This window comes from Rhodococcus sp. NKCM2511 (assembly GCF_014905595.1).
Classification (GTDB): Bacteria; Actinomycetota; Actinomycetes; order Mycobacteriales; family Mycobacteriaceae; genus Rhodococcoides; species Rhodococcoides fascians.
The window spans coordinates 917458-942697 of record NZ_BNHJ02000001.1; the positions used below are offsets into that span (position 1 = coordinate 917458).

A 25240-nucleotide genomic window follows, 5' to 3' on the forward strand; every position below is an offset into this window, starting at 1 on the left:
CCGTCGATGCTCGCACGGTCCCCGAATCCGAGTCAACCGGTGAATTCACGGCCGCGATTCGGTCTCCTTCTACGACAGCGTTGTCGAGGAGAGAATCCCAGCATGGTCGGCCGACTTCTGTTCGTTCACGGTGCCGGCGGCTACGTCGACGACACCGAGCTGGCGCAGGGGTTGGCTAAGGCGCTGCGCCTGGACCTCGTCATGCCGGAACTGTCCGACAGCGATATGGGTTACGAGGCCTGGGCTGTGCCGATTCGGAAGCTGCTCGACGACGCAGGACCTGCGGACCGCGTTGTCGCGCATTCTTTCGGAGCCACGATCGTGGTTCGGGTCCTGGCCGAAGCGATGCGCGCCCATCCGGAGCGAGCCACGCTGCTGGCCATGCCGGACTGGAGTCCGCAGGGCTGGGACGTGGCGCAGTACGCGCTCACCGGCGAACCGCGGACCGACCTGACGTTGCTGCACTGCCGAGACGACGAGGTCGTCCCTGTGTCGCATCTGGCAACGAACTCGAAGGCTCTGCCGTCGGCGACAGTGATCGAATTGCCGACCGGTGGTCACCAGTTCGTCGGCGTGACCGAGACGATCGTTGCCGACATTCGGTAGCTATCGGTAGTCGTGGTCGATTCCCGTTGCCCATTGCGAACATTCGACGGCGATCACGTCGTCCCTCCCCCGCAGGAAGTCCCGCGCCCCCGAGTCTCCCGACGCCGATGCCGCAGCTGCCTCGAGGTGTCGACGCGCCAGAACGACCGGATGACCTGGGCGGCCGTCGAACACTGCCCTGGCCAGACCCGTCCGCGGTGCGGCGTCGAGAACGGCGTGGACGACCTCCGGTCCGACGTCGGGTGTGTCGACCACGTGAACCACCACGTACTCCGCGTCCGATGCGGCCGCCAAGCCGGCGGTGAAGGATGCGCTCATTCCCTGCTCCCAGTGGGGAGCGTGTACTGCGGTGGCGCCATCGGGCACAGTGACGTCGGCCGCGCCCAGCACAACGATCACCTGGTCACAACCACCATCGGTCAGTGCCTGCACGGCCGTGCGAAGCCACAACCCGTCGTGAGCGAGCACTTTGGGCGATCCGTATCGCGTTCCGGCACCTGCAGCCAGGACCACTCCCACGACAGCGTCGGACATCGTCACTCCTTCTGTCGTCCTGCCGAGTCTTGGATGATCGCACAACACGCGCCTCGAGCGCGGCGGAAACTTTGTGCTCGCTCGACTGGCGGCAGCGGTCGCAATGACCGATTCTTGGTGCACTTCTCCTGCAGCGTCGCAGGAATCCACCCTGTTGCGTCCGCGAGGTGCCCACCGATGTCCGTCAAGCCCATCACACGCAAGCGCGTCCATCCCGTCGACGAAGTGCTTCCTGTTCCCAAATTGGCCGCGTACGGGTTTCAACACGTGGTCGCGTTCTACGCCGGTGCCGTTCTCGTACCGATCATCATCGGCAGTGCAATCGGGCTGACCAACGAACAGCTGATCCATCTCATCAACGCGGACCTGTTCACCTGCGGTATCGCGTCGATCATTCAGTCGGTCGGGTTCTGGAAGATCGGTGTCCGGCTCCCACTTCTGCAGGGCGTCACGTTTGCCGGTGTGTCGCCGGTGATCGCGATCGCACTGGCCAACGGCGGCGGCACCGAGGGGTTGCTGTACGTCTACGGTGCCGTCATCGTCGCCGGTCTGGTCACGTTCTTCATGGCACCGTACTTCAGTAGGCTGCTGCGCTTCTTCCCACCGGTGGTGACCGGAACCGTCATCACGATCATCGGTGTCGCGTTGCTGCCGGTAGCGGTCAACGATGCGGTGACCAATCCTGCGACACACGAACAGGATCCGACCAACGGTCGATGGATGGCGTATGCGATCGGCACTCTGCTGATCATCGTGCTGATCCAACGGTTCTTCAAGGGCTTCATGGCCACCATCGCCGTCTTGCTCGGTCTGGTCATCGGCAGTGCCGTCGCATTCGTGTTGGGGGACATGAACTTCGACGGCACCGCGGAAGCATCGTGGGTCGGATTCACCCAGCCCTTCCTGTTCGGTGTGCCCAAATTCAGTGTCGTCGCCATCATTTCGATGATCGTCGTCATGCTCATCATCGCGGTCGAAACAACCGGCAGTGTGTATGCGACGGGCGAGATCGTCGGCAAGCGCATCAAGAAGGACGACATCGCTGCCACGCTGCGGGCCGATGGAGTCGCCACCGTCATCGGCGGCACGTTCAACTCGTTCCCGTACACGGCATTCTCGGAGAACGTCGGCCTGGTCCGACTGACCGGTGTCCGTAGTCGGTGGGTGGTCGCCAGCGCGGGCGGCATCATGATTCTGCTCGGTCTGCTGCCGAAGACGGCGGCCGTCGTCGCCTCCATCCCGCCACCGGTACTGGGCGGTGCCGCACTGGCCCTGTTCGCGACGGTCGCCGTAGTCGGAATCCAGACTCTGTCGAAGGTGGACTTCACCGACCATCGCAACTTGATCATCGTCGCCACCAGTCTCGGACTGGCGATGCTCGTCACCATCCAGCCCACCGTTTCGCAGGGCGTACCGGATTGGCTCGAGATGCTGTTCGGCAGCGGAATCGTCCTGGGCGCAGTCTCTGCCATCGTCCTCAACGTGCTGTTCTTCCACATCGGAAATCGTGGTCAGGCCGTGGCCGGCGGTCCGGGTGCAGGTATCACCCTCGACCGGGTCAACGAGATGTCGGCCGAGGAGTTCGCCGCCACGTTCGGCGGTCTGGTGCAGGGCACCCCGTGGGTAGTCGAGCGTGCGTATCAGCAGCGCCCGTTCGCCGACGCCCACGGTCTACGTGAGGCATTCCAGGAAGCACTGTTGGCCGGTACCACCGAGGAACAGATCGAGCTGATCAACAGCTACCCCGACCTCGGCAGCGAGGATGCGACGGGCACCCTCAACGCTGCCGATCACGTCGGATTGTCCAACCTCGAGGAGGACGAACACGAGAACATCGTCCAGCTCGCCGCCGAGTATCGGCGACACTTCGGATTCCCGTTGGTGATCTGCGCCCGAGAGACCGAACGCTACGATCGGGTTCTGGCCAACGGATGGTCGCGGGTGGAGAATGCGCCGTCGGCGGAGCGATCTTTCGCGATGATCGAAATCGCCAAGATCGCGAACTATCGGTTCGACGATCTGGTTGCGGACGCCAACCCCATCGCGGCCGCGCGGTTCGGCCGGATCAACGACTTCAGATAGCGAGCGAGATGTGCTGCACGAATGGATAGGACTCGACGGGTTCAACAAGCTCTCCGATCGACAGGCGATGCATGCACTGTTCGAGTGCTGCGCGTCCTCGATCTGGGCCCGTCGAGTCGCCCAGGGTAGACCGTTCGCCAGCCGAGACTCTTTGTTGGACAGAGCAGATCGGGTACTTGCCGAGCTGCCGGAGGCCGAGATAGATCATGCACTCGACGGCCATCCCCGGATCGGGGGCACTGCGGACAACCCGTCGTCGAAGCGTGAGCAGGCCGCAGTGACCACTGCGGGCACCGAAGTACGCGAGAAGCTGGCGGCGGGAAACCGCGCGTACGAGGACAAGTTCGGGCACGTGTATCTGGTGTGCGCGACCGGCAGGTCGGCCGAGGAGTTGCTCGCTATCCTCGAGGAGAGGCTCGACAACGATGCCGAAACCGAAAGACGGGTGCTCCGCGTGGAACTGGCCAAGATCAACCGAATTCGCCTCGGCCGCGTGCTGGGACCGACGCAGTGACCGGGCTGTCCACGCACGTGCTCGACGCCACGGCCGGTACACCGGCGGTCGGCATGCGCGTGCGGCTGTTCCATTCCGAACAGGGCGAGATATCGACGGCCACCACCGACGGAGACGGCCGCATCGGTGAGGTGATTCCCGGACCTGTCGAACCGGGCGTGTACCGGCTCTCGTTCGACACGGAATCGTATTTCGAGGCGACCTCGACCCCGAGCTTCTACCCCGAGGTGTCCGTCTCCTTCACCGTCACCGACCCCGACGCCCACTATCACGTGCCGTTGTTGTTGTCCCCCTTCGCATATTCGACCTACCGCGGGAGCTGACATGACCGACCTGACCGGAAAGATCGTTCTGGGAGCCAATCAGTACGGCAAAGCCGAGAACCGGGTGGTGCGGATCTATCGAGATTCTCCGCGACACGAGATTCACGACATCAACGTATCGAGTGCGCTGCGTGGCGATTTCTCTGCCGCACACCTGGCCGGCGATCAGTCCGCCGTTCTGCCCACCGACACCCAGAAGCAGACCGCGTACGCGTATGCCAAGACCAAGGGTCTGCTCCACCTGGAGAGCTACGGGCTCGACCTCGCCCGTCACTACGTCGACGACGTCGAGCCCGTCGACGGTGCCCGTATCGAACTCGAGGAGTACGCCTGGGCACGTGCGGTCGTCGACGGCGTCGAGCACGACCACACGTGGACCCGCAAGGGCGAGGAAATTCGCACCTCGGCCGTCACGGTCGAGGGCAAGGGCGAGGCGCAGCGAACCTGGGTCGTCAGCGGTTTCAAGGAAATGGTGATTCTCAAGTCGACGGGTTCGGAGTTCCACGGCTTCTTCGAGGACGATCTGACGATTCTCGAGCCCACGACCGACCGAGTGATGGCGACGTCGCTGACAGCGCAGTGGCGCTACACCACAACCGATGTCGAGTGGGATGCGGTGTACGCGGGCGTCAAGGCCGCGATGATCGAGCGATTTGCCAACCTGCAGTCGCTGGCTCTTCAGCAGACCCTGTACGCCATGGGCGAGGCGGTACTGGAGAAGTATCCGTTCATTGCCGAGATCTCGATGTCGGCCCCCAACAAGCACCACTTCGTCTACGACTTGGGCAAGTTCGGCATCGAGAACAACCTGGAGGTGTTCAACGCCGACGATCGGCCCTACGGTCTGATTCAGGCGACGGTCGAACGAGAGGACGCTCCGGACGCCGGAAGTGCGTGGCGCACATACTCCGTCGTCGGGTAACGCATTGCGCTCACGTGTGCAGTGCCGCAGACCATTCCACCAGCGGGCTCAGAGCACGCCAGGCGTCGCGTACTTTCATTGCTGCCTTGGGGCTTTCGAGCCACGCGGGTGAGCCGAAATGTTTGCCGGCAGTCAACGTCTTGTGCCGCAGCAGATCGATGCGCGGATGGTCGACCTCGTAGCCCCGCGGCTTGGTCTTGAGCACGTCGCCGCCGATCTCGAACCCGGATTTGGTCAGAGTGGCCAGTAGCGCCTCGAGTTCGGCTCCGCGTACGTCGTCGTCGACGGTCTTGCGGAAACGCGCGATCGAGTCCGGGGAGCTGTTGTAGAAGCCGCCTGCGACGAACAATCCGGCGGGATCGATCTGGACGTAGTAGCCGAGGCTGTCGCCCCGTGCGACGAACCCGCCCTGGTGACTCTTGTACGGGGTCTTGTCTTTCGAGAATCGAACGTCCCGGTACGGCCGAAACAGTTTGGCGCTACCGAATTCGGGTTCCAGGTACGCCAGCAACGCGGTCATCGGTGCCTTGACGGCACTGTCGTAGACGTCCTTGTGTTCGTTCCACCAGAGTTTGCTGTTGTCGGCTTCGAGGTCTTCGTAGAAGTCCAGGGCGGTGAAGGGGATTCCGGTGAAGCCTGCAGTCATTTCCCCATTATGCAGCGCCGTGGACCGACGCCCGAGGCATGGATTGCAGGGCGAGGTAGACATCCAGTCTGTCCGCAGTGGAGCCGAGATCTCGCCCCAGCAGTTCCTCCACGCGTTTGATGCGATATCGGACGGTGTTGAGATGGACGTGCATCGACTCTGCGGTTCGATGCCAGGACCCTCCGTTGGCCAGAAACTCCCGCAGCGTGTCGGTCAGGTCGGCGTCGGTGCGTCGGTCGTGCTCGAGCAGCGGCGCGAGGACGTGCTCGACGAACGATTTTCGTACGTCGTCGGGAAGCGCCGACATCATCGATACTGCCGAGGTCGGCTTGGTGCCTGCGGTGACCGTCACCGCCGCGGATCCCTGCCTGCTGAGTTCGAGAGCGTGACGAGCCGACCTCAGTGCGCCGTCGATGGTCAGCCCGGTGGCCACGGCGCTCACGCCCACATGTATTCGGCTGGGTCCGATCCCGGAGCGCAACCGGGACAGCCGAATGCGGATGGTCTGCGCGAACAGTGTGTCGTCGGTATTGACGACAGCGACGATGTCGCCGTGCGCGCTGCATCCGACACACCCACCGCCGAAGGAGGTCAGGGTGTCACCGACCACGGATCGGAGCATCTCTCGCAGGTCGACGCGACCGCTGTGGGCAACTCTGACGACGACGAGCGGCCTGTCGGGGTCGACTCCTGCCTGGCGCAGCCTGGTCAGCGCCTCGAATCCGGTGCTGTCGTGTTCGATCAACGCCACGGCTTGGTCTGCGATCTCACGCCGCACCAGACGTCCTTCTTCACGCCGGGCACGATCGAGCGCGGCGATGGCTGCGAGTTGCCCGAACGCCTCGGAGACGTCGGGAGAGAACGAATCCATGTCTCCGGCCACGGCCAGGAACCATCGCGTGGTGCGCTGTACGAGCGATGGCCCGACGCCGAAGACACTGTAGGTCGAGCCATCAGCGAGAACGGTTGTCGTAGGAAGTGTTTCGGACGAGAGTGCCGCGTGCGTCAAGGTGTCGACATCGGCGTCGGACAAAGCAGATGCCTCGGTGACCAACCGACGCCCGGTGGCGGTGTAGATCAGACACGCCATTCCCGTTTCTCTGGAGATGTGCAGTGCCAGTTCGTCGAGGGCTCTGCCGTCGGCGACCGCGGTGAGCAACTGGCGTTGGCGCACGAGCGAATTGTTCAGCGAGGCAATTCGATCACCGGTGACCCGGCCGACGAGAAATTCGGTGACCTCACCGAACGACACGGTGTCGGGAACAGCGAGGAGCGGCAGACCGTGTCGCTCGCATGCGTCAACGAGATCGAGCGGAATGTGTCCGAGCAACCCCTCCCCCGCGGCCAATGCCGTCGCACCGGATTCGGCCACCGATCGAACGAACACTTCGCTGTCGTCGGGCGTGCGCCGCCATACGAGTCCGGTGATGACCAACTCGCCGCCCGCGATGTATCGGGACGGGTCGGGTAGGTCGGTGGTGAACGTCCACCGCAGGGTACGTCCGAGGGCGTCGCGATCGGAGGTGAGCAATCGGATGCCCAGGTGCGAGGCATCGAGTAGGTCTCCGACGTACATCGCTGAACCTCCCGCCTCGTGTGTTCGGCCGTGCCGGAGGCAAAGATAAGCGCGGGTTGTTTCCGCCGAGTTTCGGGCGTATCGCGTGAGCACCGAGATCGGTAACAGAAAGTCACTACAGTTCGAGAAGGCGCACCGGGCGGTGAATCCGGGCCGGCGAGAATGAGGTGAACGAAGCCATGGATCTCGGCACTGTCGATCGTGTTCTGCTTCCCCGCTCGCGTGCGGATCTGCCGCCGGGCAGCGCGGACGCCGCGGTAGTTGCGGGCGGCACGTGGCTGTTCTCGGAGAAACAGGACCACCTGACCACCCTGATCGACATCACGGCCCTGGGATGGGAGCCGTTGATCGTCGACGAGAACGGACTCGGGATCGCAGCGACGTGCACGATCGAGACTCTGGCTCGATTCGAGTCCGCCTTCCCCGCAACCACCTTGTTCCCTCGGTGTGCAGCCGCCCTGCTGGCCTCGTTCAAGATCTGGAAGACGGCCACAGTCGGCGGAAACGTAGCGCTCGCCCTGCCTGCCGGAGCCATGATCTCGTTGACTGCCGCCCTGGACGGCGTCGCAGGGGTGTGGTCGGCACACGGCCCCGAGCACGACTACCGTCTGCCGATCGACCAGCTGGTCGTCGGCCCCCAGACCACGGTGCTCCGACCCGGGGATGTGCTGCGCAGCATCGACGTTCCGCGGCACGCCCTCGAGTCGAGAACGGCGATGCGCACGATGTCGCTCTCACCTCTCGGCCGATCGGCGGCGGTGGTGATCGGCCGCGTCGACCCCGACGGCACATTCGTGTTGACCGTCACCGCGTCGACCGTTCGTCCGTTCGTACTTCGGTTTTCGGCTGTACCGACGGCGCACGAGCTCGACGACGCCCTTGCCGACACTATCGGCCCGCAGCACTGGTACGACGATCCCCATGGTGCGCCGGATTGGCGTCGACACATCAGTTGCGCTGCGGCGCAGTCCATTCGCGAGGAGCTGTCATGATCGTCGACCTCAACGGCGTACCGACCGAGGTTGCCGCGCGACCGGGTCAATGTCTGCGCACTTTGCTCCGCGAACACGACCGTTTCGAGGTCAAGAAGGGCTGCGACGCCGGTGACTGCGGCGCGTGCACGGTCCTCGTCGACGGAGAACCGGTGCACTCGTGCATATTTCCCGCCTACCGCGCGGCCGACAGGTCCGTCACCACCGTGGCCGGGCTCGGCACCCCGGAGGATCTGCACCCGATGCAGCGCCGGTTCGTCGAGGCCGCCGGATTCCAATGCGGGTTCTGTACGGCCGGGATGGTCGTGACCGCGTCGACCCTGACCACGGACGACAGGGACGAGCTGCCGGCAAAATTGAAGGGAAACCTGTGTCGCTGCACCGGGTATCGCGCCATTTCCGATGCCGTGTGCGGGGTGGTCAACACCGAGAAGGTGGCCGACGGTCCGGCATGCGGGCGTTCGCTCGAAGCCCCCGCAAGCACACGGATAGTCACCGGAACCGAGCAGTACACGCTCGATCACTCCCCGCCCGGGCTGCTGCACGCCAGTGTTCTCGGCAGTCCGCATGCCCACGCGCGGATCGTCTCCATCGATACCACGGCCGCGGAGCAGGTTCCGGGAGTGCAGCTGGTGCTCACCTCGAAAGACAGCCCGGCGGTGGCATTTTCCACGGCCAGACACGACAGCCGCGTCGACGACCCCGACGACACCCGGGTACTCGACACCGTCGTCCGGTTCATCGGCCAACGTGTGGCGATCGTGGTCGCAGAGTCGATCGCCGCCGCGCAGGAGGGCTGCCGCGCCCTGATCGTCGAGTACGAGGTGCTACCCGCCGTGTTCGACCCCGAGTCGGCACTCGCCCCGGACGCACCGAAGATCCACGGCGACAAGGACACATCGGCTCGGATCGCCGACCCGTTTCGAAACCTGGTGGCCGAACTGCACGGCAGCACCGGTGACGTCGACGCCGCGGTACGTGATGCCGCGGCCGTGGTCACCGGGCGATGGACGACTCAGCGAATTCAGCACGTGCACTTGGAAACTCACGGCACCATCGGTTGGCTGGACGCCGACGGCCGGCTTCATCTGCGCACCAGCACCCAGGTTCCCTACCTGGTGCGCGACGAGATATGCGAGATCTTCGGCCTCCCCCGGGATCGTGTCCGCGTGTTCACCGCACGGGTGGGTGGCGGGTTCGGCGGCAAGCAGGAACTACTGACCGAGGACGTCGTCGCCCTGGCCGTTCTGCGGACCGGTCGGCCGGTGCAGTTCGAGTTCACCCGCACGGACGAGTTCACGGTCGCACCGTGCCGACACCCGTTTCGCGTCGACGTCACCGCCGCCGCGAGCGCCGACGGCGTGTTGACCGCACTGTCGATCGACGTGCTGACCGACGCCGGGGCGTACGGCAATCACAGTGCCGGAGTGATGTTCCACGGGTGCGGCGAATCGGTGGCGATCTACCGGTGCGCCAACAAAAAGGTCGACGCGAAGACCGTGTACACCAACAACATTCCATCCGGTGCCTTCCGCGGCTACGGACTGGGGCAGGTCATGTTCGCGATCGAATCGGCCATCGACGATCTCGCCCGAGAGCTCGCTGTCGACCCGTTCGAGTTCCGCCGCCGCAACGTGATCGTTCCCGGCGACGAGATCGTCGCCGCGCACCTCGAGGGCGACGACCTGCAATTCGGCAGCTACGGTCTCGATCAGTGCATCGACCTCGCCGAGAACGCCATCAGGCAAGGCAACGGCGAGCCTGCGCCGCCCGGCTGGAAGATCGGTGAGGGAATGGCGGTGGCCATGATCGCCACCATTCCGCCCCGTGGCCACCGCGCCGAGGCCACCGCGTCGCTGCTGCCCGAAGGTGGCTACGAGATACGCGTCGGAACAGCGGAGTTCGGAAACGGGACCACCACCGTCCACACCCAGATCGCGGCCAGCGAGCTGTGCACGTCGGTCGACCGTATCCGCGTCGTGCAGTCCGATACCGAGTCGGTCACCTACGACACCGGTGCGTTCGGCTCGGCGGGAACCGTGGTGGCAGGCAAGGCGCTCTACGCCGCTGTGCGCGAGTTGTCGGCCCGCATCGTCGAGGTCGCCGCCACCGCGTCCGGGCGCCGCCCTTCGGACTGCACGTTGGGGCCCGAGGGGGTGCGGTGCGGAGATCGCTTCGTCCCGTTGGACGACGTACTGGCATCGGCGGGCGGCACGTTGACGGCGAACGGCAACAGCGGCGGACTCCCGCGATCACTGGCGTTCAACGTGCAGGCATTTCGGGTGGCGGTCGACGAAGCGACCGGTACGGTCGCGATCCTCCAGTCGGTGCAGAGCGCCGACGCAGGCACCGTGATGAACCCGCAGCAGTGCCGGGGCCAGGTCGAAGGCGGTGTCGCGCAGGCCATCGGCAGCGCACTGTACGAGGAGATGCGCACCGACGGTGCGGGGCGAATCACCACCGACTCCATTCGTAGCTACCACGTTCCCCAGTTCGCCGACATTCCACGAACCCAGGTGCTGTTCGCGGACACCTACGACCGATTGGGCCCGTTCGGCGCGAAGTCGATGAGCGAGTCACCGTACAACCCCGTCGCCCCCGCACTGGCCAACGCGATCCGTGACGCGGTGGGAGTGCGCTTGCACCACTTGCCCATGTCCTCGGACCGCGTCTGGCGAGCGGTCAACGATCGTAGAACGTCTGCAGAATGATCGTGCTGCGCGTCTGCACGTGCGCCGTAGCGCGAATTTCCTGAAGTAGATGTTCGAGGGCGCGCGGCGACTCGACGCGCACCATCAGGACGTAGCTCTCTTCGCCTGCAACCGAGTGACACGACTCGATGGCGGTCAGATGCTTCAGTCGTGCGGGGGCGTCGTCCGGCCGAGCCGGATCGATCGGAGTGATCGCGACGAACGCCGACAACGGACGCCCCAGAGCTTCGGGATCGACCTGCGCCGTGTAGCCGCGAATGACTCGTCGCGACTCCAGGCGTCGAACGCGCGACTGGACAGCAGACACGGACAGAGACGCCTTCTCAGCCAACGTCGCCAACGTCGCGCGGCCGTCCGAGATCAATTCGTCGACGATCAGGCGGTCGACGCGATCGAGGTTTTCACTCACGTGCGCAATCTAGCTCAGATCCCCGCCGATGCCCCTCTGCCCTCACGAGACATGACCCTCTGCTCACACGAACAGCGGGGGCAGGGCCAGAACCATGACCGCCGACCAGCTGACATGCGTCAGGATCGGTGCCAGAATTCCGCCCGACGCGCGACGTTGCAGCCCCATCACGTAACCGAGCAGCACGGCGGCGAAGCCGAGCATCGGGTTGCCGGACGCGAGGGTGGCGATGGTGTAGACGACCGTCGAGATGATCACCGGATGTTTGACTCCGATGGCCGAGTACAAGGCTCCTCGGAAGAAGATCTCCTCGGCGACACCGTTGAGCAACGCGATGAACACGATCAGTACCAGCGACCCCACTCGGGCGTGTGCGAGCACGTTCTCGGTGAAATCGGCGAGCGGCGGAATCTGACGGACGACGAGGCCGCCGAGCATGAACACGCCACCGACGGCGAGACCGATGAGGATGGGGGTGACGATCGGCCGCCGGATGGACCCGCCCACCTTGATCCGTCCGAGGTGCAGCGGCCCCGACAGACATCCACCGATGATCCACACTGCGGCCAACACGAGCGTCAATGCGTAGAACGACGGGTCACCCGGTTCCACCTTGAGCGAGAAATACAGCACCGTCGCCCCGATCACCAGTGTGATCAGCACGATGATGCGCCGTTTCCTGAACGCCGCGTCGGACTCCCGGTGGTCGCGCTCGACAGGATCGACCAGAGCGGACTTCATCACGTTCAGCGCGGTCGTCGACCACGTTGCCATCATGCCTCCTCAGTATCGGTCAGTCGGCGCACGACCGACTTAGCGCGTCGGTTCACACTCGCAGCCACATCGAGGTTGGTACGCACTGCTGCTGCCACGGGCTTCGATGCCAGCAGTCGACGGCCGCCCAGAGCCTCGACCAGACCCCAGGTGCGGTCCGAGGACGCGGCCACGCCGTGCCGCCGGACGCCGAGCGCATCTCCGCCGCTCCATGCTGCGTCGGTGTTCGCCAGTCGCAGCGGGTCCTTCAGTGCACAGACCCCGGGCGGCTCGCCCACGGTTCCTCGCACGCTACGGGCCATGGCGTCTGCGATGGTGGTCAGACCACGGGGCGGATCGGGGACGAGATCCCGAATCCGGCTCTCAGACGTGGTCATCGTGTTGTGCAGTGAACCGACCAGATCCTCGGCGAGCCCGGCGGGCACAGGAATGATCTTTCCGATCACCTTGCCGGCGAGTGACGTCGGAACGAGCGGTACCGGTATCCCGATGCGCTGCAGCCCGGCGGCTTCGACGTAGGCGAACACCAGGTCGCGGTACGGGACCACGTCCGGGCCGCCGATGTCGTAGGAACCTGCTGGGACGGTGTCGGTATCGGCAGACGCCACCAGGTAGTGCAGTACGTCGTCGACTGCTATCGGTTGAACGGGCTCGGCGAGCCAACTCGGCAACGGCAGCACCGGCAAGCGGTCCGCCAGATAGCGGAGCATCTCGTACGACGTGGAGCCGGCACCCATGACGATCGCCGCTCGCAACCACACCAGATCGATACCGTCCACCGTCAGCGCCTCACCGACGTCGGCGCGACTGGCCAGGTGCTCCGACAGGTGGGCGTCGTCGGGGACGAAGCCGCCCAGGTACACGATTCGACGCACTCCCGCTCGTGCGGCGGCCGCGGCGAACTGCTCGGCGGACGTCCGGTCCTGGGCACGGTAGTCGGCCTCGCCGATCGCATGGACGAGGTAGTAGGCGACATCGATGTCGCCCGACTCTGCGAAGGCCGCGGCACAGGATTGTTCGTCCGTGACGTCGAGCGACACCGCGGTCACGGAATCGTAGAAGTCGAAAGTGCGCAGGTTCTTCGGAGTCCGAGACCCGACGACGACGTCCGCGTCGTCTGCCAACAGGGCCGCCACCAGCCGAGACCCGATGTACCCGCTGGCACCGGTGACGAGGACTCTCATGCGTCGAGGCTAACGGCAGTCGGGGCGTTGCGTCGGTATGGCATTGTCGCTCCTATGGCTCTCGTGTTGGCAGGTGTGGTCCTCCCCGACCCTCTCGGTACCGAAACGGTGCTTCGGCGAGGAGCCGCAGTGGCGCGGGCCGGTGTGAGCTGGATGTTCACCACGGCCGATTTCGCGCTTACCCTGCCCGGCAGAATCGAAGCACTGCTGAGCCGTATAGAGACATTGATGACACGAATCGACCATGTCATCGATTCGGCCGATGCCGTGGTTGCTCATGTACAACGGACGACCGGTGCCGCGGACACCGTGGTCGCGTCGGCATCGGCCGCCTCGCATACGGCGTTGGAGCTGATCGAGATGTTCGATCCCATCGCCAAGAAGTCCGAGCCGATGGCGCGACGCTTCGTCGACAACCTGTCCGACGCCGAGGTCGACGCAGCGATCGCCATGGTCGATCAGCTTCCCGGACTCCTCGACCACATGGAAGCTCTACTCCCCATCCTCGCGACCCTCGATACGGTCTCCCCCGAGATCCACGAACTTCTCGGAGTGACGAAGGACGTCAGGCGCGCCGTCATCGGCATCCCCGGATTCAAGTTCTTCCGCAACCGGGGCGAAGACAAGTTGAACGACGAGCTGGAAGACGAACAGCGGTAGTCGCTATTTGACGAACGCGAAATCTTCACCTGCGTGGAAACGGGCCAGGGTCTCCGAAATGGACCGCCGTGATGGCGGATGAAATGCGAACGCGTGCAATGCTGCTGCGACGTAGGCGATTTCGGGTGACTTGATGAAGCCGATCCCGCCCAGCGATTCGATGGCAGCCGCACTGCTGCGCACCAGTGCGTCACGAATCGCGATGCGGTTGAACAGCAACTTCACCGAGATGTCCTGTCCGCGTTCACCTTCGTCGAAGGCACGGGCCACGTTCTCGATTGCCGCCATGGACACCTCGAGTTCGGCCGCCGCTCGAACGTAGCCTTCGTAGTCACCCTTGTCCTGCTCGATCATCCGCTCGAGCAGGGAGGTCGCTGCGCCGATGTAGTTGGCGGAGATCAGCATCCCGAACCAGAGGTAGCCGGTCATCTCGTGCACGCCATCGGGATCGTCGTCCTTGTTGGGTAGGACGAGGCTTGCCGGTACTTCGACGTCTTCGAGCAACACTTCCTCGCTCTGCGCGCCGGCCAGAATGTCGGTGGTCCAGAACGGCTTCACACTCATACCCGGAAGGCCGGCCGGAATCAGCGCGACGGCGCGGTCACCGGAGTCGATCTCGACGCTGCAGGTCAGCAAGTCCATCGAACGTGCCAGACTGCACGGCTTCTTGCTTCCGTTGACGATGTAGTTGTCGCCCTTCTTCACGGCGGTCATCGTCGGAATGAACACACTCCCGCCGGTGACGCCCTCGGAGAACCCGGAAGCAACGATCGCCTTCTGGTCGACCAATCCCTTGATCAATGCTCGGTCGTCGTCGGTGGCACCACGAGCGAATTCGGTCAGGGACGCGAGTGAGAGATGGTGCATCGTGGTTCCCGCGCCCAGAGAGGGTGAGCGAGACCCGATGGCCCTCTGCGCCCGAACCGCGTCGATGGCCGGAGCACCGAGACCACCCAGTTCGCCCGGGACCACCAAGCCGGTACCGCCGAATTCCCGAAACTTGTCGATCGCGTCCGAATCGCGGGACTCCAGTCGGTCCAGTGGGGTCGTGTCCAGATAGTGCAGCAAACCCGGCATGTACTTCTCGAGCGTTTCTCTTTCGCGCACCATTAATCCAGTCACTGTTCATCTCCTTGTGTCACTAATCGATTGTGTGTCACTGATTGATTGGGGCGTCGTCCAATTTGTACCATCAGTCGACCTGGACAAATCAGTCGAATATCAGCATGGACAGCGGTAAAGCAGGTGAATTCGCGCTGGACCCCGACAATACCCCGCCACCTGCGGCGATAAACTAAAGGCCTCGTAAAGTTTGTCGATCGAAAGAAACCGAAGTTATTTTTCGGGGCGTATTTACCAACCTATTTCCGTCGCAAGAGCATCTTTTGAAACGCTGAATATTCTTCTGCCGAATACCAATCGCCCGCGCCGCCCGCTCCGAATGAACTCATGAATTCGCGACAATCCACAATCGACTCTGTGAGGAGTTCTGGTACACGATGGTTGTCAACAGATTGATGAAACGACTCGGCGGAGACGGGCGCGTGGATTTGCTGCGCGCTGTTCGAGACGCCGATGTGGTCCCGTACTTCCGCAAGATGGAATCGGCCGTCGCCCCGGTCGTTCGCGTCGAGGGCCGGGACAAAATCATGCTCGGATCCAACAATTACCTCGGCATTGCCGATCATCCCAAGGTTGTCGAGGGTGCCCAGCACGCGCTCGACACATTCGGCAGCGCAGTCACCGGAAGTCGTTTGCTCAACGGCACTCTGGACCTCCACCTCGAACTCGAGCACGAGATCGCCCAGTGGCACGGAACGGACGACGCACTCGTCTTCACCACGGGCTACCAGACGAACCTCGGAACGATCAGTGCGATCGTCGGCCCCGGTGACACGGTGATCGTCGATTCGGCGGCCCACGCATCGATCCGCGACGGCAGCACCCTCTCGGGCGCGTCGGTGGTCAAGTTCAAGCACAACGACATGGCCGATCTCGAAGCCAAACTCCAGCAACCCGTCGTCGACGACGGAGCCGTGCTGGTGATCGTCGACGGTCTGTACTCCATGGAGGGCGACCTGGCACCGCTCGACGTCGTCTCCGAGCTGTGTATCCGCTATCACGCAGCGCTGATGGTCGACGAAGCCCACAGCCTCGGTGTCTACGGGCCCGAACTCACCGGAGCGGCAGAGCTGTTCGGCATCACCAAGGACGTCGACGTCACGATGGCGTCACTGTCGAAGAGCCCCAGTTCCACCGGCGGGTTCGTGACCGGCTCGAGCGACTTGATCGACACCCTCCGGGTCAAGGCCCGCGCCTTCCTGTTCACGACCTCCGGTGTGCCTGCTGCGGTGGGTGCCGCATTGGCTTCCGTCCGCCTGATCCGAAGCGACGAGGGCAAGGATCGGGCTCGGCGCGTACTCGACAACGCCGAGATCCTGCGCGGCGGACTGCAATCGGCCGGCCTCGACGTGGCAGGCCGCTCGTCCACACCCCACGGCGATACGGCCGCCCCCATCGTCTCACTCCACATCGGCGACGACCTCGTGGCCATGAGTCTGTGGAAGAACCTCTACGACCGCGGCATCTTCACCAGCGCCGCGTTGCATCCCGCCGTGCCGAAATCCGGTGCCATACTTCGCCTGTGCGTGATGGCAACGCACACCGAAGAACACCTGTCGACCGCCACGGAGCAGATCATCGAGGCCGTAGCGGAGCTGCCCTCATGAGTGAGCGCCACCGCGGCGTGCGTATCGCGGTCACCGGAGCCACCAGTGACTTCGCGGCCGCGATTCTCCCGAGGCTGTTCGAGGATCCCGAGGTGGACGCGGTCGTCGGGATAGCCCGTCGCCCAGCCCGAATCACGCACCCGAAGTTCACCGCGATCCGCTCGGACATTCGCTCTCCCGACCTCGAGGAGACGTTCGCCGAGTGCGACGTCGTGCTGCACTTGGCGTTCGTGGTCGAGGAGCTCAAAGACAAGACCGAGACCCACGACATCAACCTGCGCGGGTCACGCAACGTTATCGATTCCGCATATCGAGCAGGCGTGGGGAGAGTGGTGATCGCGTCCAGCATCAACGCGTACGGTGCCGACATAGCTCCGGAGCCGCTCACCGAGAACAGTTATCCCGCAGGCGATCCCAATCGCTACTACTTCTACGACAAAGCCGAGGTGGAACATTACGCGGAGTGGTGGCTGCGTAGGCACCCCGGTGAGATGACCATCTCCATGTTGCGGTGCACGTACATCGTCGGACCCGACTTCGCCAACGACGGGATCGACCAGTTCACCGGGCCGATCGGCGCGTTCCCGGAAGCGGATCGGGCCTCGTACCAATTCTTGTTCCAGGACGACATGGCCGACGCCTTCCACCGCGCGGCCAAGACCGACCTCGTCGGTCCGTACAACCTGGGTCCGGTGGACTGGGTCGGTGTGCGTGAACTCGCTGCGATGCAGGGCCAGTTGATGTTCGACGTTCCACAGAAAGCGGCGACGCGTATCGCGAACATCGCCTTCGCCCTCGGCCTCACGCCGTTCTCCGGGCAGTGGGTCACGCCCGGAGAGCCCATCGTCGATTCGACCGCGCTCGGTGCCGCCACCGGATGGGCACCCACCCTCACCTCCCACGAGGCTGCCGCCATGATGATTCTGCTGCAGGGCAAGTCGCTGCTGAGGAGTCAGGACGCCCTCGAACGCGACCTCGCCTGCGAGGCAGCGTTGCGGCCGGCCTCCGACGCGGTCGCGCTCGCCCGCGCAGACGTCGCCGGCCTCGATGTCGTGCACCGGCAGCTCGACATCGCCGGCGGGCGAGTACACATCGAAGTACACCGATCGGCGACGGCCACCGACCAGTCGGTGGTGCTGGTTGCCGATACCGGTCTGCATGCCCGCTACCTGACACCCGTGGCCGCCGAGATCGCACGGGCAGGCGTCGACGTGGTGGTACTGGATCTCCCCGGCCACGGCCTGAGCACCGGGCTGCGCGGTCGATCATCGGCCACCCAGACCGTGGACGCTGTCGACGCCGCACTGCGCTTCGCGCGCACGCACCTCGACACCGCCCCCATTGCGCTGCGCAGCGGAGTCCGGCACGCGACCGACACCCTGGTCGGCGGCGTGCGTCGGCGCGCAACCGGGTGGACGACACTCGAGGAACCGAAGTGCCCCGACGGGCTGTTGCCTTCTCGAGTTCGCGTGGACGGCACAGCTGCGCTTCCGTTCGTGTCCACTGCGGCGGACGCTCTGGCCTACTGCGCCAGGACGATCGGACTCAGCGCCACCAGCTGAGCCTGCTGCGAACGCGCGCGAACCACGATGCACCGTCGTGGTCCGCCGCCGAGGGCCGGCCCGACGTCACAGCCGACTCCGCGTCGTGCTGTCTTTCCAGGCGGTCGACCTCGGCTCGATTGGTACGCCACCGGGACACCCACGTCTCGACATCCACGGGGCCGAGCGGCACGATCGGCGGGGTAGGAAAGCGAATCCAGTCGACGATGCGAGCGTTGAGCTCGTCCAACACGTCTCGTACGGACTCCTCGCGCCGGAGACCGATCAACGTCGAGGGCAGCCGCTCGATCTCTTTGCGCAACGCCAACGCCGTGGGCAAGAGCGCATCGACCGGCAGGTTCTCTCGCCTCAGATAGCCGCGAACCCACCACAGTTCGTCGTCGGAATCGCCCATCGGGATGGGTTTACCGGTGCCGTCGAGTCCTTCGAATGCGCCGGCGTCCTGCGCCTCGCGGATCTGTTTGTCGACCCAGGACTCGAACGTGACTCCTGGCTTCTTGCGTTCGGTCACTCTATCGACTGTAGAACCGGCCGCGCGCGTTCGCCAGGTGCGCCCGAGACGAGTGAGCCCCGATCCCCTGCAGGGGTCGGGGCTCACTCGAATGCGTCGGCTCAGCCGTATTCGGCGACCAAGCGGTCGAACTCGTCACGGTCGATCACTTGAGGCTCGTTGATGGCCAGCGCTTGGGCGTACTTGCTCGCCAAGTGGTAATCCCGGCCGAGTGGACCGTGCTCGGCGTCGTCCTCGTCCGATTGGATGCTTGCACCCGGCGGCACCTCGTTCTGCAGGCCGTTCGTCTTGCTGCCGAGCAGTGCGTCGAGTTTCGCGGAAATCTTCTGCATGATCTCTTGGTCGTCGGTCATGGCCACCGGGTACCCGAATCGGGCCAAACGACACCGCAGCGCACGAGCTTCGCGCTCCGGGGTTACCTGTCGGTGCCTCGGGGCATGATGGTGGGATGGCCACGCACAGTATCGGCACCGACATCATGGAGAAGCTGTCGCGGCCGACTCGCGAGTGGTTCAACGGCGCATTTCCGGCCCCCACGTCGGCGCAGCTCGGTGCGTGGTCGTCCATTTCCAGCGGATCGCACACCCTGGTGGTCGCGCCGACCGGCTCGGGCAAAACGCTGTCGGCGTTCCTGTGGGCCCTCGACGAGCTGGCCCAACTGGGTGCGGACAGCACCCGCAAGACCAAGGTGCTCTACATATCGCCGCTCAAGGCTCTGGCAGTGGACGTCGAGCGCAACCTGCGAGCTCCGTTGGTCGGCATCACCCAGACGGCCAAGCGTCTCGGTCTGAACCCGCCGGAGATCTCCGTCGGAGTCCGCTCGGGCGACACCAGCGCTGCCGATCGCCGGACCATGATCAAGACTCCGCCGGACATTCTGATCACCACTCCCGAGTCTCTGTTCCTCATGCTCACCTCTGCGGCGCGCGACATCCTGGCCGAGGTCGATACGGTGATCGTCGACGAGGTGCACGCCGTCGCAGGCACGAAGCGTGGCGCGCACCTCGCGGTGTCCCTCGAGCGGCTCGACGCGATGCTGGACAAGCCCGCGCAACGCATCGGCCTGTCCGCGACGGTGCGCCCCCACGAGGAAGTAGGCCGATTCCTCGCCGGTGCCGCCCCCATCGAGATCGTCGCCCCACCCGCTCCGAAGACTTTCGACCTGACGGTTCAGGTGCCCGTGGAGGACATGACCGAACTCGGCGTCACCGACCCGAATGCGGACACCTCCGCCGCTCCCCCGGCTCAGGGATCGATCTGGCCGCACGTCGAGGAGAAGATGGTCGATCTCATCCTCGAGCACAAATCGTGCATCGTCTTCGCCAACTCGCGCCGGCTCGCGGAACGACTCACCGCGCGGCTCAACGAGGTGTACGCCGAACGTATCGGCGGCGGAGTCGATACCGAGCACAAACCACCATCTCAGGTGGGCACCGCATCCGACGTCAACCACGGTGCCGATCCTCTGCTGGCACGGGCCCACCACGGCAGCGTCAGCAAGGATCAGCGCGCGCTGATCGAAGACGATCTGAAGACCGGTCGTCTGCGCTGCGTTGTGGCCACCAGCAGCCTGGAGCTCGGAATCGACATGGGCGCAGTCGATCTGGTGGTCCAGGTCGAGGCACCGCCGTCGGTGGCCAGTGGCCTGCAGCGCGTCGGCCGCGCCGGCCACCAGGTGGGCGAGATCTCCAAGGGCGTGCTGTTCCCCAAGCACCGCACCGATCTCATCCATTGCGCGGTCACCGTCGAACGCATGACGTCGGGCAAGATCGAGGCCCTCTTCGTCCCGGCCAATCCCCTCGACGTCCTCGCCCAGCAAACCGTCGCAGCGTGCGCACTCGAACCCATCGACGCCGAGGACTGGTTCGAATCAGTCCGTCGCACCGGCAGTTTCGCCACTCTGCCCAGATCTGCCTACGAGTCGACACTCGACCTGCTCTCGGGCCGTTACCCGTCGGACGAGTTCGCCGAACTACGGCCACGGCTCGTGTGGGACCGCGACGCCAACACTCTCACCGGCCGTCCCGGGTCGCAGCGACTGGCCGTCACGTCCGGCGGTACCATCCCCGACCGCGGCCTGTTCACCGTCTACATGGTGGGCGAAAAGCAGTCACGGGTAGGCGAACTCGACGAGGAGATGGTCTACGAATCGCGAGTGGGCGACGTGTTCGCACTCGGTGCCACCAGCTGGCGCATCGAAGAGATCACGCACGACCGGGTGTTGGTCAGTCCCGCATACGGCCAACCGGGCAGGCTGCCGTTCTGGCACGGCGACGGCCTCGGTCGACCGGCCGAATTGGGCCGGGCCCTGGGCGAGTTTCTGCGGAGCACCACCGACCGCAGCAACCTGGCCGAGCGGCTGAGCACCGACGGTCTCGACGCCAACGCAGTCAACAACCTGATCGCTTTGCTCGACGAACAACTCGAGGCCACCGGCCAGCTCCCCACCGACAAGACGATGATCGTCGAGCGATTTCGCGACGAACTCGGCGACTGGCGATTGGTGCTGCACTCCACCTACGGTCAGCAGGTACACGCGCCGTGGGCCCTCGCGGTCGGCGCGAGGCTGATCGAGCGATACGGCATCGACGCCGCCCCCACCGCATCCGACGACGGCATCATCGTCCGGCTACCCGATACCGACGACCAGCCGCCCGGCGCGGAACTGTTCGTGTTCGAGCGCGACGAGATCGCCGACATCGTCACCGAGCAGGTCGGTGGATCGGCATTGTTCGCGTCGAGATTTCGCGAATGCGCCGCTCGCGCACTGCTTCTTCCCCGCCGCAACCCCGGCAAGCGCGCACCACTGTGGCAACAACGGCAGCGTTCGGCACAGCTGCTCGACGTCGCTCGTAAATACCCCACGTTCCCGATCCTGCTCGAAACCGTGCGCGAGTGCCTGCAGGACGTCTACGACCTCCCCGCCCTCGAAGACATCCTGGCCCGCATCGGGCGACGCCAGATCAGGATCGTCGACGTCGAGACGCCGTCACCGTCACCGTTCGCGAATTCGTTGCTGTTCAACTACGTCGGCGCTTTCATGTACGAGGGCGACAGCCCGCTCGCCGAACGGCGGGCCGCCGCCCTGTCTCTCGATTCGGCGCTGCTGGCCGAGTTGCTCGGACGCGTCGAGCTGCGAGAGTTGCTGGACGACAGCGTCATCACCACCACCGAGCTCGAGTTGCAGCGACTGCCCGAGGACAGACACGCCAAAGACATCGAGGGTGTTGCGGATCTGCTGCGGCTGCTCGGTCCGCTGACCGCCACGGAAGTCGGACAGCGCACCAACGGCGACGAATTCCCGCAGTGGCTCGCCGAGTTGGCCGATGCAAAGCGGGCAATGGAAGTTTCGTTCGCCGGCCAGAACTGGTGGACGGCCATCGAGGACGCGGCTCGCTTGCGCGATGCACTCGGTGTTCCGCTACCGATCGGCACTCCCGCCGCGTTCATCGAGCCCGTCGACGACCCACTCGTCGACCTGATCAGCCGGTACGCCCGAACCCACGGTCCGTTCACCCTCGACGACGCAGCCGCGCGGTTCGGCGTCGGTACCGCCGTGGTGCGTGACGTCCTGCGCCGACTGGCCGTGGACAAACGCGTCGTCGAGGGCGAATTCCGTCCCGGTGCAACGGGCAGTGAATGGTGCGACGCCGAGGTTCTTCGGCGATTGCGGCGGCGATCTCTGGCGGCGGCACGGCAGGAAGTCGAACCCGTGTCCACCGCCACGCTCGGCCGCTTCCTGCCGGCGTGGCAGCACGTGGACAGTCGCCGGTTGAGCGGCATCGACGGTGTCGCAACGGTCATCGAACAGCTTGCGGGCGTGCCCGTTCCGGCGTCGGCGTGGGAATCTCTCGTGCTCGCCTCCCGGGTGAGCGACTACAGCCCCGCCATACTCGACGAGTTGACCTCCACCGGTGAGGTGTTGTGGGCGGGACACGGTGCGATTTCGTCGAAGGACGGCTGGGTGAGCCTGCACATGGCCGATACCGCGCCACTGACCCTGGTGCCCGCCGCCGAATCCGACCTGTCGGAGTTGCAGATTCGCATTCAGGACGCAGTCGCCGGCGGCGGTGCGTACTTCTTCCGGCAGCTCTCGGACACCGTCGGCAGCACCGACGACACGGCTCTGCAGGCTGCGCTCTGGGAGCTGGTGTGGGCCGGACGGCTCAGCAACGACACGTTCGCGCCACTGCGGGCTCTGTTGAACTCGACGGCCACCCGCTCCGCCCCGAGTCATCGATCACCGCGTCGAACCCCGCGCCTGCGTTCCTACCGTCAATTCGAGCGGCCGTCCCTGCCCACCCGCACCGGCCCACCGACGGCCGGCGGTCGGTGGTCACGGTTGCCCGAACTCGAACCGGACCTCACCGTCCGCGCTCACGCGACCGCAGACGTACTCCTCGAACGCTACGGCGTGGTGACGCGTGGTTCGGTCATGAACGAAGGTGTCCCCGGCGGGTTCGCCACGATGTACAAGGTGCTGACGGGGTTCGAGGATTCCGGTCGCTGCCGACGCGGATACTTCGTCGATTCGCTCGGCGGCGCTCAGTTCTCCACCTCCGACGTCGTCGACCGGTTGCGTAGTTACGACGAACCGAAGAAGAACGCCACTGCCGTGGTGCTCGCCTCGTGCGATCCGGCGAACCCGTACGGCGGTGCACTGCCCTGGCCGAAGGCCGGCGGCGAAGACACGGACGACACGACGAAGCACCGGCCGGGTCGCAAGGCGGGAGCGCTGGTCGTACTCGTTCGTGGGGAGTTGACGATGTTCGTCGAACGTGGCGGGAAGTCGGTGCTGACCTTCGGCGACAACACCGAGGACATCGCTTCTGCAGCAACGGCATTGGCGACCACGGTCAAGCGCGGCGGGGTGGACAAGTTACTGGTCGAACGGATCAACGGTCACGACATCCACGGCACGGACTTCTCCAAGACGTTGACCGCGGCCGGTTTCTCGGCGACTCCCCGCGGACTACGCCTGCGGCGCTGAGGCACCGCACCACTGACGAAGAAGAGAACCGAAGAACGAGAGAGGACGTAGATGCCCGAGGGCGATACCGTCTGGCGCGCCGCCAACACTCTGCGGGCAGCGCTCGAGGGCCAGCAGCTCACTGCCTGCGACATTCGTGTACCCCGTTACGCCACAGTCGACTTCACCGGCGAAACGGTCGAGTCCGTCGCGTCGAGGGGCAAACACCTGCTGATCAGAGTGGGCGGCTACTCGATCCACTCGCACCTGAAGATGGAAGGCACCTGGCACGTCTATGCACTGGGGGCTCGCTGGCGTCGTCCGGCCTTCCAAGCTCGGATCATTCTGAACACCGAGAAGGCGCAGGCCATCGGATTCGAGCTGGGCGTGCTGGAGATCCTCGAGAACGAGGACGACGCTGTCGGCTATCTCGGACCGGATCTACTCGGACCCGACTGGGACCCAGGTGTCGCCCTGACCAATCTGGAGTCGGACCCCGGCCGACCGATCGGCCTGGCCCTGCTCGATCAGCGCAACATAGCCGGACTCGGCAATGTCTACCGCAACGAGATCTGCTTCCTTCGCGGAGTCGATCCCCGCACGCCGGTCGAGGACTCCGGAGACCTGAAGAAGATGATCGACCTGTCCTTCCGCACCATCACCGCCAACAAGAATCGCAATCAGCGCGTCACCACCGGGGATCGTCGCGCGGGCCGTCATTTCTGGGTGTACGGCCGTGAAAACAAGCCGTGCAGGCGGTGCGGTACCACCATCGAGTTCGGACTTATCGGCGACAACCCACTCGAAGAACGGCAGATCTACTACTGCCCGCACTGCCAACCTCGAGGTGTGGCGAGATAGTCCTGTTCGTGGTGTCCTTTTCGGCGAACCCCGTTCGTCCTTCGTATGTAGGTCGGCGAACGGCGCAGACCACGACGAATCGTCAGGAGCTGACCATGACCGCATACGCAGCCATCGTCTACACCCACGATGCCGACTGGACCTCGCCCGACGTGGCCGACGAGATGGCCGAATACGGTGCATTCAGCGCCTCGGCCGGACCGGCGATCACCGGCGGCGCGGTCCTGTACCCCACGTCCACCGCCACCACGGTGCGTGTGTCGGGCGGCAAAGGCGGTGACGTCCTGACGACGGACGGTCCGTTCGCCGAAGCAAAAGAGGTACTCGCTGGGTTCTTCCTCCTCGGGGCGCGAAACGTGATCATCAGTGGGTGGAGCAATTGATCCATCTGGCGTTGACGCTACCGTTTGTCGCGGCGACCGCGTATGCGTCGACGGTTGCGAGTCGTCATCGTAATCAGGTGTGGTGGGCGAAGACTACGGCGGCACAGTTGCATACTGTAAGCCCTTGCGTTCTGGCGTTGAACATGAATGATCGGTCGAGTGTTGTCGCAGTTGAGTTTTCGTGCTTCCGGCCATGCAGCGTTCAATACGTCCGGAGACGGTGTCTGTCCTAGCTCCCGTGCCGTCTTTGCTGTGGCGATAAGCGGACAAGAGTGGGTCGGAGTAGTCGTTC

Annotated in this window: 22 protein-coding genes; 13 read left to right on the forward strand and 9 right to left on the reverse strand. The window is 64.7% G+C overall.

Features of this window, described 5'->3' with window-relative positions:
* Positions 1-102 precede the first annotated feature (102 nt).
* Positions 103-606, forward strand: a complete 504-nt coding sequence (locus JLZ96_RS04135) for an alpha/beta fold hydrolase (RefSeq protein WP_201009531.1) — start codon at positions 103-105, stop codon at positions 604-606.
* Here the strand turns inward: JLZ96_RS04135 and JLZ96_RS04140 are convergent, their stop codons facing one another.
* Positions 607-1140 (reverse strand): NTP transferase domain-containing protein, encoded by a 534-nt coding sequence (locus JLZ96_RS04140; protein ID WP_032387142.1) that lies wholly within the window; start codon positions 1138-1140, stop codon positions 607-609. It lies immediately after the preceding gene.
* Between the two features lie 177 nt (positions 1141-1317).
* Here JLZ96_RS04140 and uraD (JLZ96_RS04145) point away from each other — a divergent pair, with 177 nt between their 5' ends.
* The 4 genes from uraD (JLZ96_RS04145) to pucL are packed head-to-tail and all read left to right on the forward strand — an operon-like array spanning position 1318 to position 4981.
* Positions 1318-3222 (forward strand): 2-oxo-4-hydroxy-4-carboxy-5-ureidoimidazoline decarboxylase, encoded by a 1905-nt coding sequence (gene uraD / locus JLZ96_RS04145; RefSeq protein ID WP_027496462.1) that lies wholly within the window; start codon positions 1318-1320, stop codon positions 3220-3222.
* A 10-nt stretch (positions 3223-3232) separates the two neighbouring features.
* The gene (uraD, locus tag JLZ96_RS04150; protein WP_027496461.1) at positions 3233-3736 is read left to right on the forward strand and encodes a 2-oxo-4-hydroxy-4-carboxy-5-ureidoimidazoline decarboxylase; all 504 of its coding nucleotides are present in this window, start codon (positions 3233-3235) and stop codon (positions 3734-3736) included.
* A complete protein-coding gene (gene uraH / locus JLZ96_RS04155) occupies positions 3733-4059 on the forward strand; it encodes a hydroxyisourate hydrolase (protein WP_032366655.1) in 327 nt (108 codons plus the stop codon). The genes uraD (JLZ96_RS04150) and uraH overlap by 4 nt, the downstream gene beginning before the upstream one ends.
* Position 4060: 1 nt before the next feature.
* Positions 4061-4981, forward strand: a complete 921-nt coding sequence (gene pucL / locus JLZ96_RS04160; RefSeq protein WP_201009532.1) for a factor-independent urate hydroxylase — start codon at positions 4061-4063, stop codon at positions 4979-4981.
* A gap of 10 nt (positions 4982-4991) precedes the next feature.
* Here the strand turns inward: pucL and JLZ96_RS04165 are convergent, their stop codons facing one another.
* A complete protein-coding gene (locus JLZ96_RS04165; protein WP_201009533.1) occupies positions 4992-5627 on the reverse strand; it encodes a DUF2461 domain-containing protein in 636 nt (211 codons plus the stop codon).
* Between the two features lie 7 nt (positions 5628-5634).
* Complete coding sequence (locus tag JLZ96_RS04170) at positions 5635-7203, reverse strand: PucR family transcriptional regulator (RefSeq protein WP_201009534.1); 1569 nt, start codon at positions 7201-7203, stop codon at positions 5635-5637.
* Positions 7204-7382: 179 nt separating this feature from the next.
* Between JLZ96_RS04170 and JLZ96_RS04175 the strand changes: the two genes are divergently transcribed.
* Complete coding sequence (locus tag JLZ96_RS04175; protein WP_201009535.1) at positions 7383-8195, forward strand: FAD binding domain-containing protein; 813 nt, start codon at positions 7383-7385, stop codon at positions 8193-8195.
* Positions 8192-10906, forward strand: a complete 2715-nt coding sequence (locus JLZ96_RS04180) for a molybdopterin cofactor-binding domain-containing protein (RefSeq protein WP_201009536.1) — start codon at positions 8192-8194, stop codon at positions 10904-10906. The genes JLZ96_RS04175 and JLZ96_RS04180 overlap by 4 nt, the downstream gene beginning before the upstream one ends.
* On the opposite strand, the gene JLZ96_RS04185 is transcribed toward JLZ96_RS04180, so the two are convergent.
* The 3 genes from JLZ96_RS04185 to JLZ96_RS04195 form a co-directional block, all read right to left on the reverse strand.
* Positions 10878-11315 (reverse strand): Lrp/AsnC family transcriptional regulator, encoded by a 438-nt coding sequence (locus JLZ96_RS04185; protein WP_027496454.1) that lies wholly within the window; start codon positions 11313-11315, stop codon positions 10878-10880. The genes JLZ96_RS04180 and JLZ96_RS04185 overlap by 29 nt on opposite strands.
* Before the next feature lie 63 nt (positions 11316-11378).
* Complete coding sequence (locus tag JLZ96_RS04190) at positions 11379-12089, reverse strand: CPBP family intramembrane glutamic endopeptidase (RefSeq protein ID WP_032383950.1); 711 nt, start codon at positions 12087-12089, stop codon at positions 11379-11381.
* The gene (locus JLZ96_RS04195; RefSeq protein WP_094650044.1) at positions 12089-13273 is read right to left on the reverse strand and encodes an NAD(P)H-binding protein; all 1185 of its coding nucleotides are present in this window, start codon (positions 13271-13273) and stop codon (positions 12089-12091) included. Before JLZ96_RS04195 ends, JLZ96_RS04190 begins: the two co-directional genes overlap by 1 nt.
* A gap of 54 nt (positions 13274-13327) precedes the next feature.
* Here JLZ96_RS04195 and JLZ96_RS04200 point away from each other — a divergent pair, with 54 nt between their 5' ends.
* Complete coding sequence (locus JLZ96_RS04200; protein WP_032370674.1) at positions 13328-13933, forward strand: hypothetical protein; 606 nt, start codon at positions 13328-13330, stop codon at positions 13931-13933.
* Positions 13934-13936: 3 nt separating this feature from the next.
* Here JLZ96_RS04200 and JLZ96_RS04205 read toward each other — a convergent pair whose 3' ends face one another.
* The gene (locus JLZ96_RS04205; RefSeq protein WP_094622630.1) at positions 13937-15055 is read right to left on the reverse strand and encodes an acyl-CoA dehydrogenase family protein; all 1119 of its coding nucleotides are present in this window, start codon (positions 15053-15055) and stop codon (positions 13937-13939) included.
* Between the two features lie 377 nt (positions 15056-15432).
* Between JLZ96_RS04205 and JLZ96_RS04210 the strand changes: the two genes are divergently transcribed.
* Positions 15433-16662, forward strand: a complete 1230-nt coding sequence (locus tag JLZ96_RS04210; protein WP_201009537.1) for an aminotransferase class I/II-fold pyridoxal phosphate-dependent enzyme — start codon at positions 15433-15435, stop codon at positions 16660-16662.
* Positions 16659-18224, forward strand: coding sequence for an NAD-dependent epimerase/dehydratase family protein (locus tag JLZ96_RS04215; RefSeq protein WP_201009538.1), 1566 nt, complete (start codon positions 16659-16661; stop codon positions 18222-18224). Before JLZ96_RS04210 ends, JLZ96_RS04215 begins: the two co-directional genes overlap by 4 nt.
* Here JLZ96_RS04215 and JLZ96_RS04220 read toward each other — a convergent pair.
* Both JLZ96_RS04220 and JLZ96_RS04225 read right to left on the reverse strand, forming a co-directional pair.
* A complete protein-coding gene (locus tag JLZ96_RS04220; protein ID WP_094642961.1) occupies positions 18208-18735 on the reverse strand; it encodes a DUF1992 domain-containing protein in 528 nt (175 codons plus the stop codon). The genes JLZ96_RS04215 and JLZ96_RS04220 overlap by 17 nt on opposite strands.
* Before the next feature lie 101 nt (positions 18736-18836).
* Positions 18837-19088, reverse strand: a complete 252-nt coding sequence (locus JLZ96_RS04225; protein WP_027496446.1) for a hypothetical protein — start codon at positions 19086-19088, stop codon at positions 18837-18839.
* Between the two features lie 95 nt (positions 19089-19183).
* Between JLZ96_RS04225 and JLZ96_RS04230 the strand changes: the two genes are divergently transcribed.
* The 3 genes from JLZ96_RS04230 to JLZ96_RS04240 all read left to right on the forward strand — a co-directional run bounded on the left by JLZ96_RS04230 (position 19184) and on the right by JLZ96_RS04240 (position 24948).
* Positions 19184-23725, forward strand: coding sequence for an ATP-dependent helicase (locus JLZ96_RS04230; RefSeq protein WP_201009539.1), 4542 nt, complete (start codon positions 19184-19186; stop codon positions 23723-23725).
* Between the two features lie 51 nt (positions 23726-23776).
* Entirely contained in the window at positions 23777-24565 is a 789-nt protein-coding gene (locus JLZ96_RS04235) for a DNA-formamidopyrimidine glycosylase family protein (RefSeq protein WP_032372730.1), read from the forward strand.
* A 95-nt stretch (positions 24566-24660) separates the two neighbouring features.
* Positions 24661-24948 (forward strand): YciI family protein, encoded by a 288-nt coding sequence (locus JLZ96_RS04240; RefSeq protein ID WP_201009540.1) that lies wholly within the window; start codon positions 24661-24663, stop codon positions 24946-24948.
* Positions 24949-25240 lie beyond the last annotated feature (292 nt).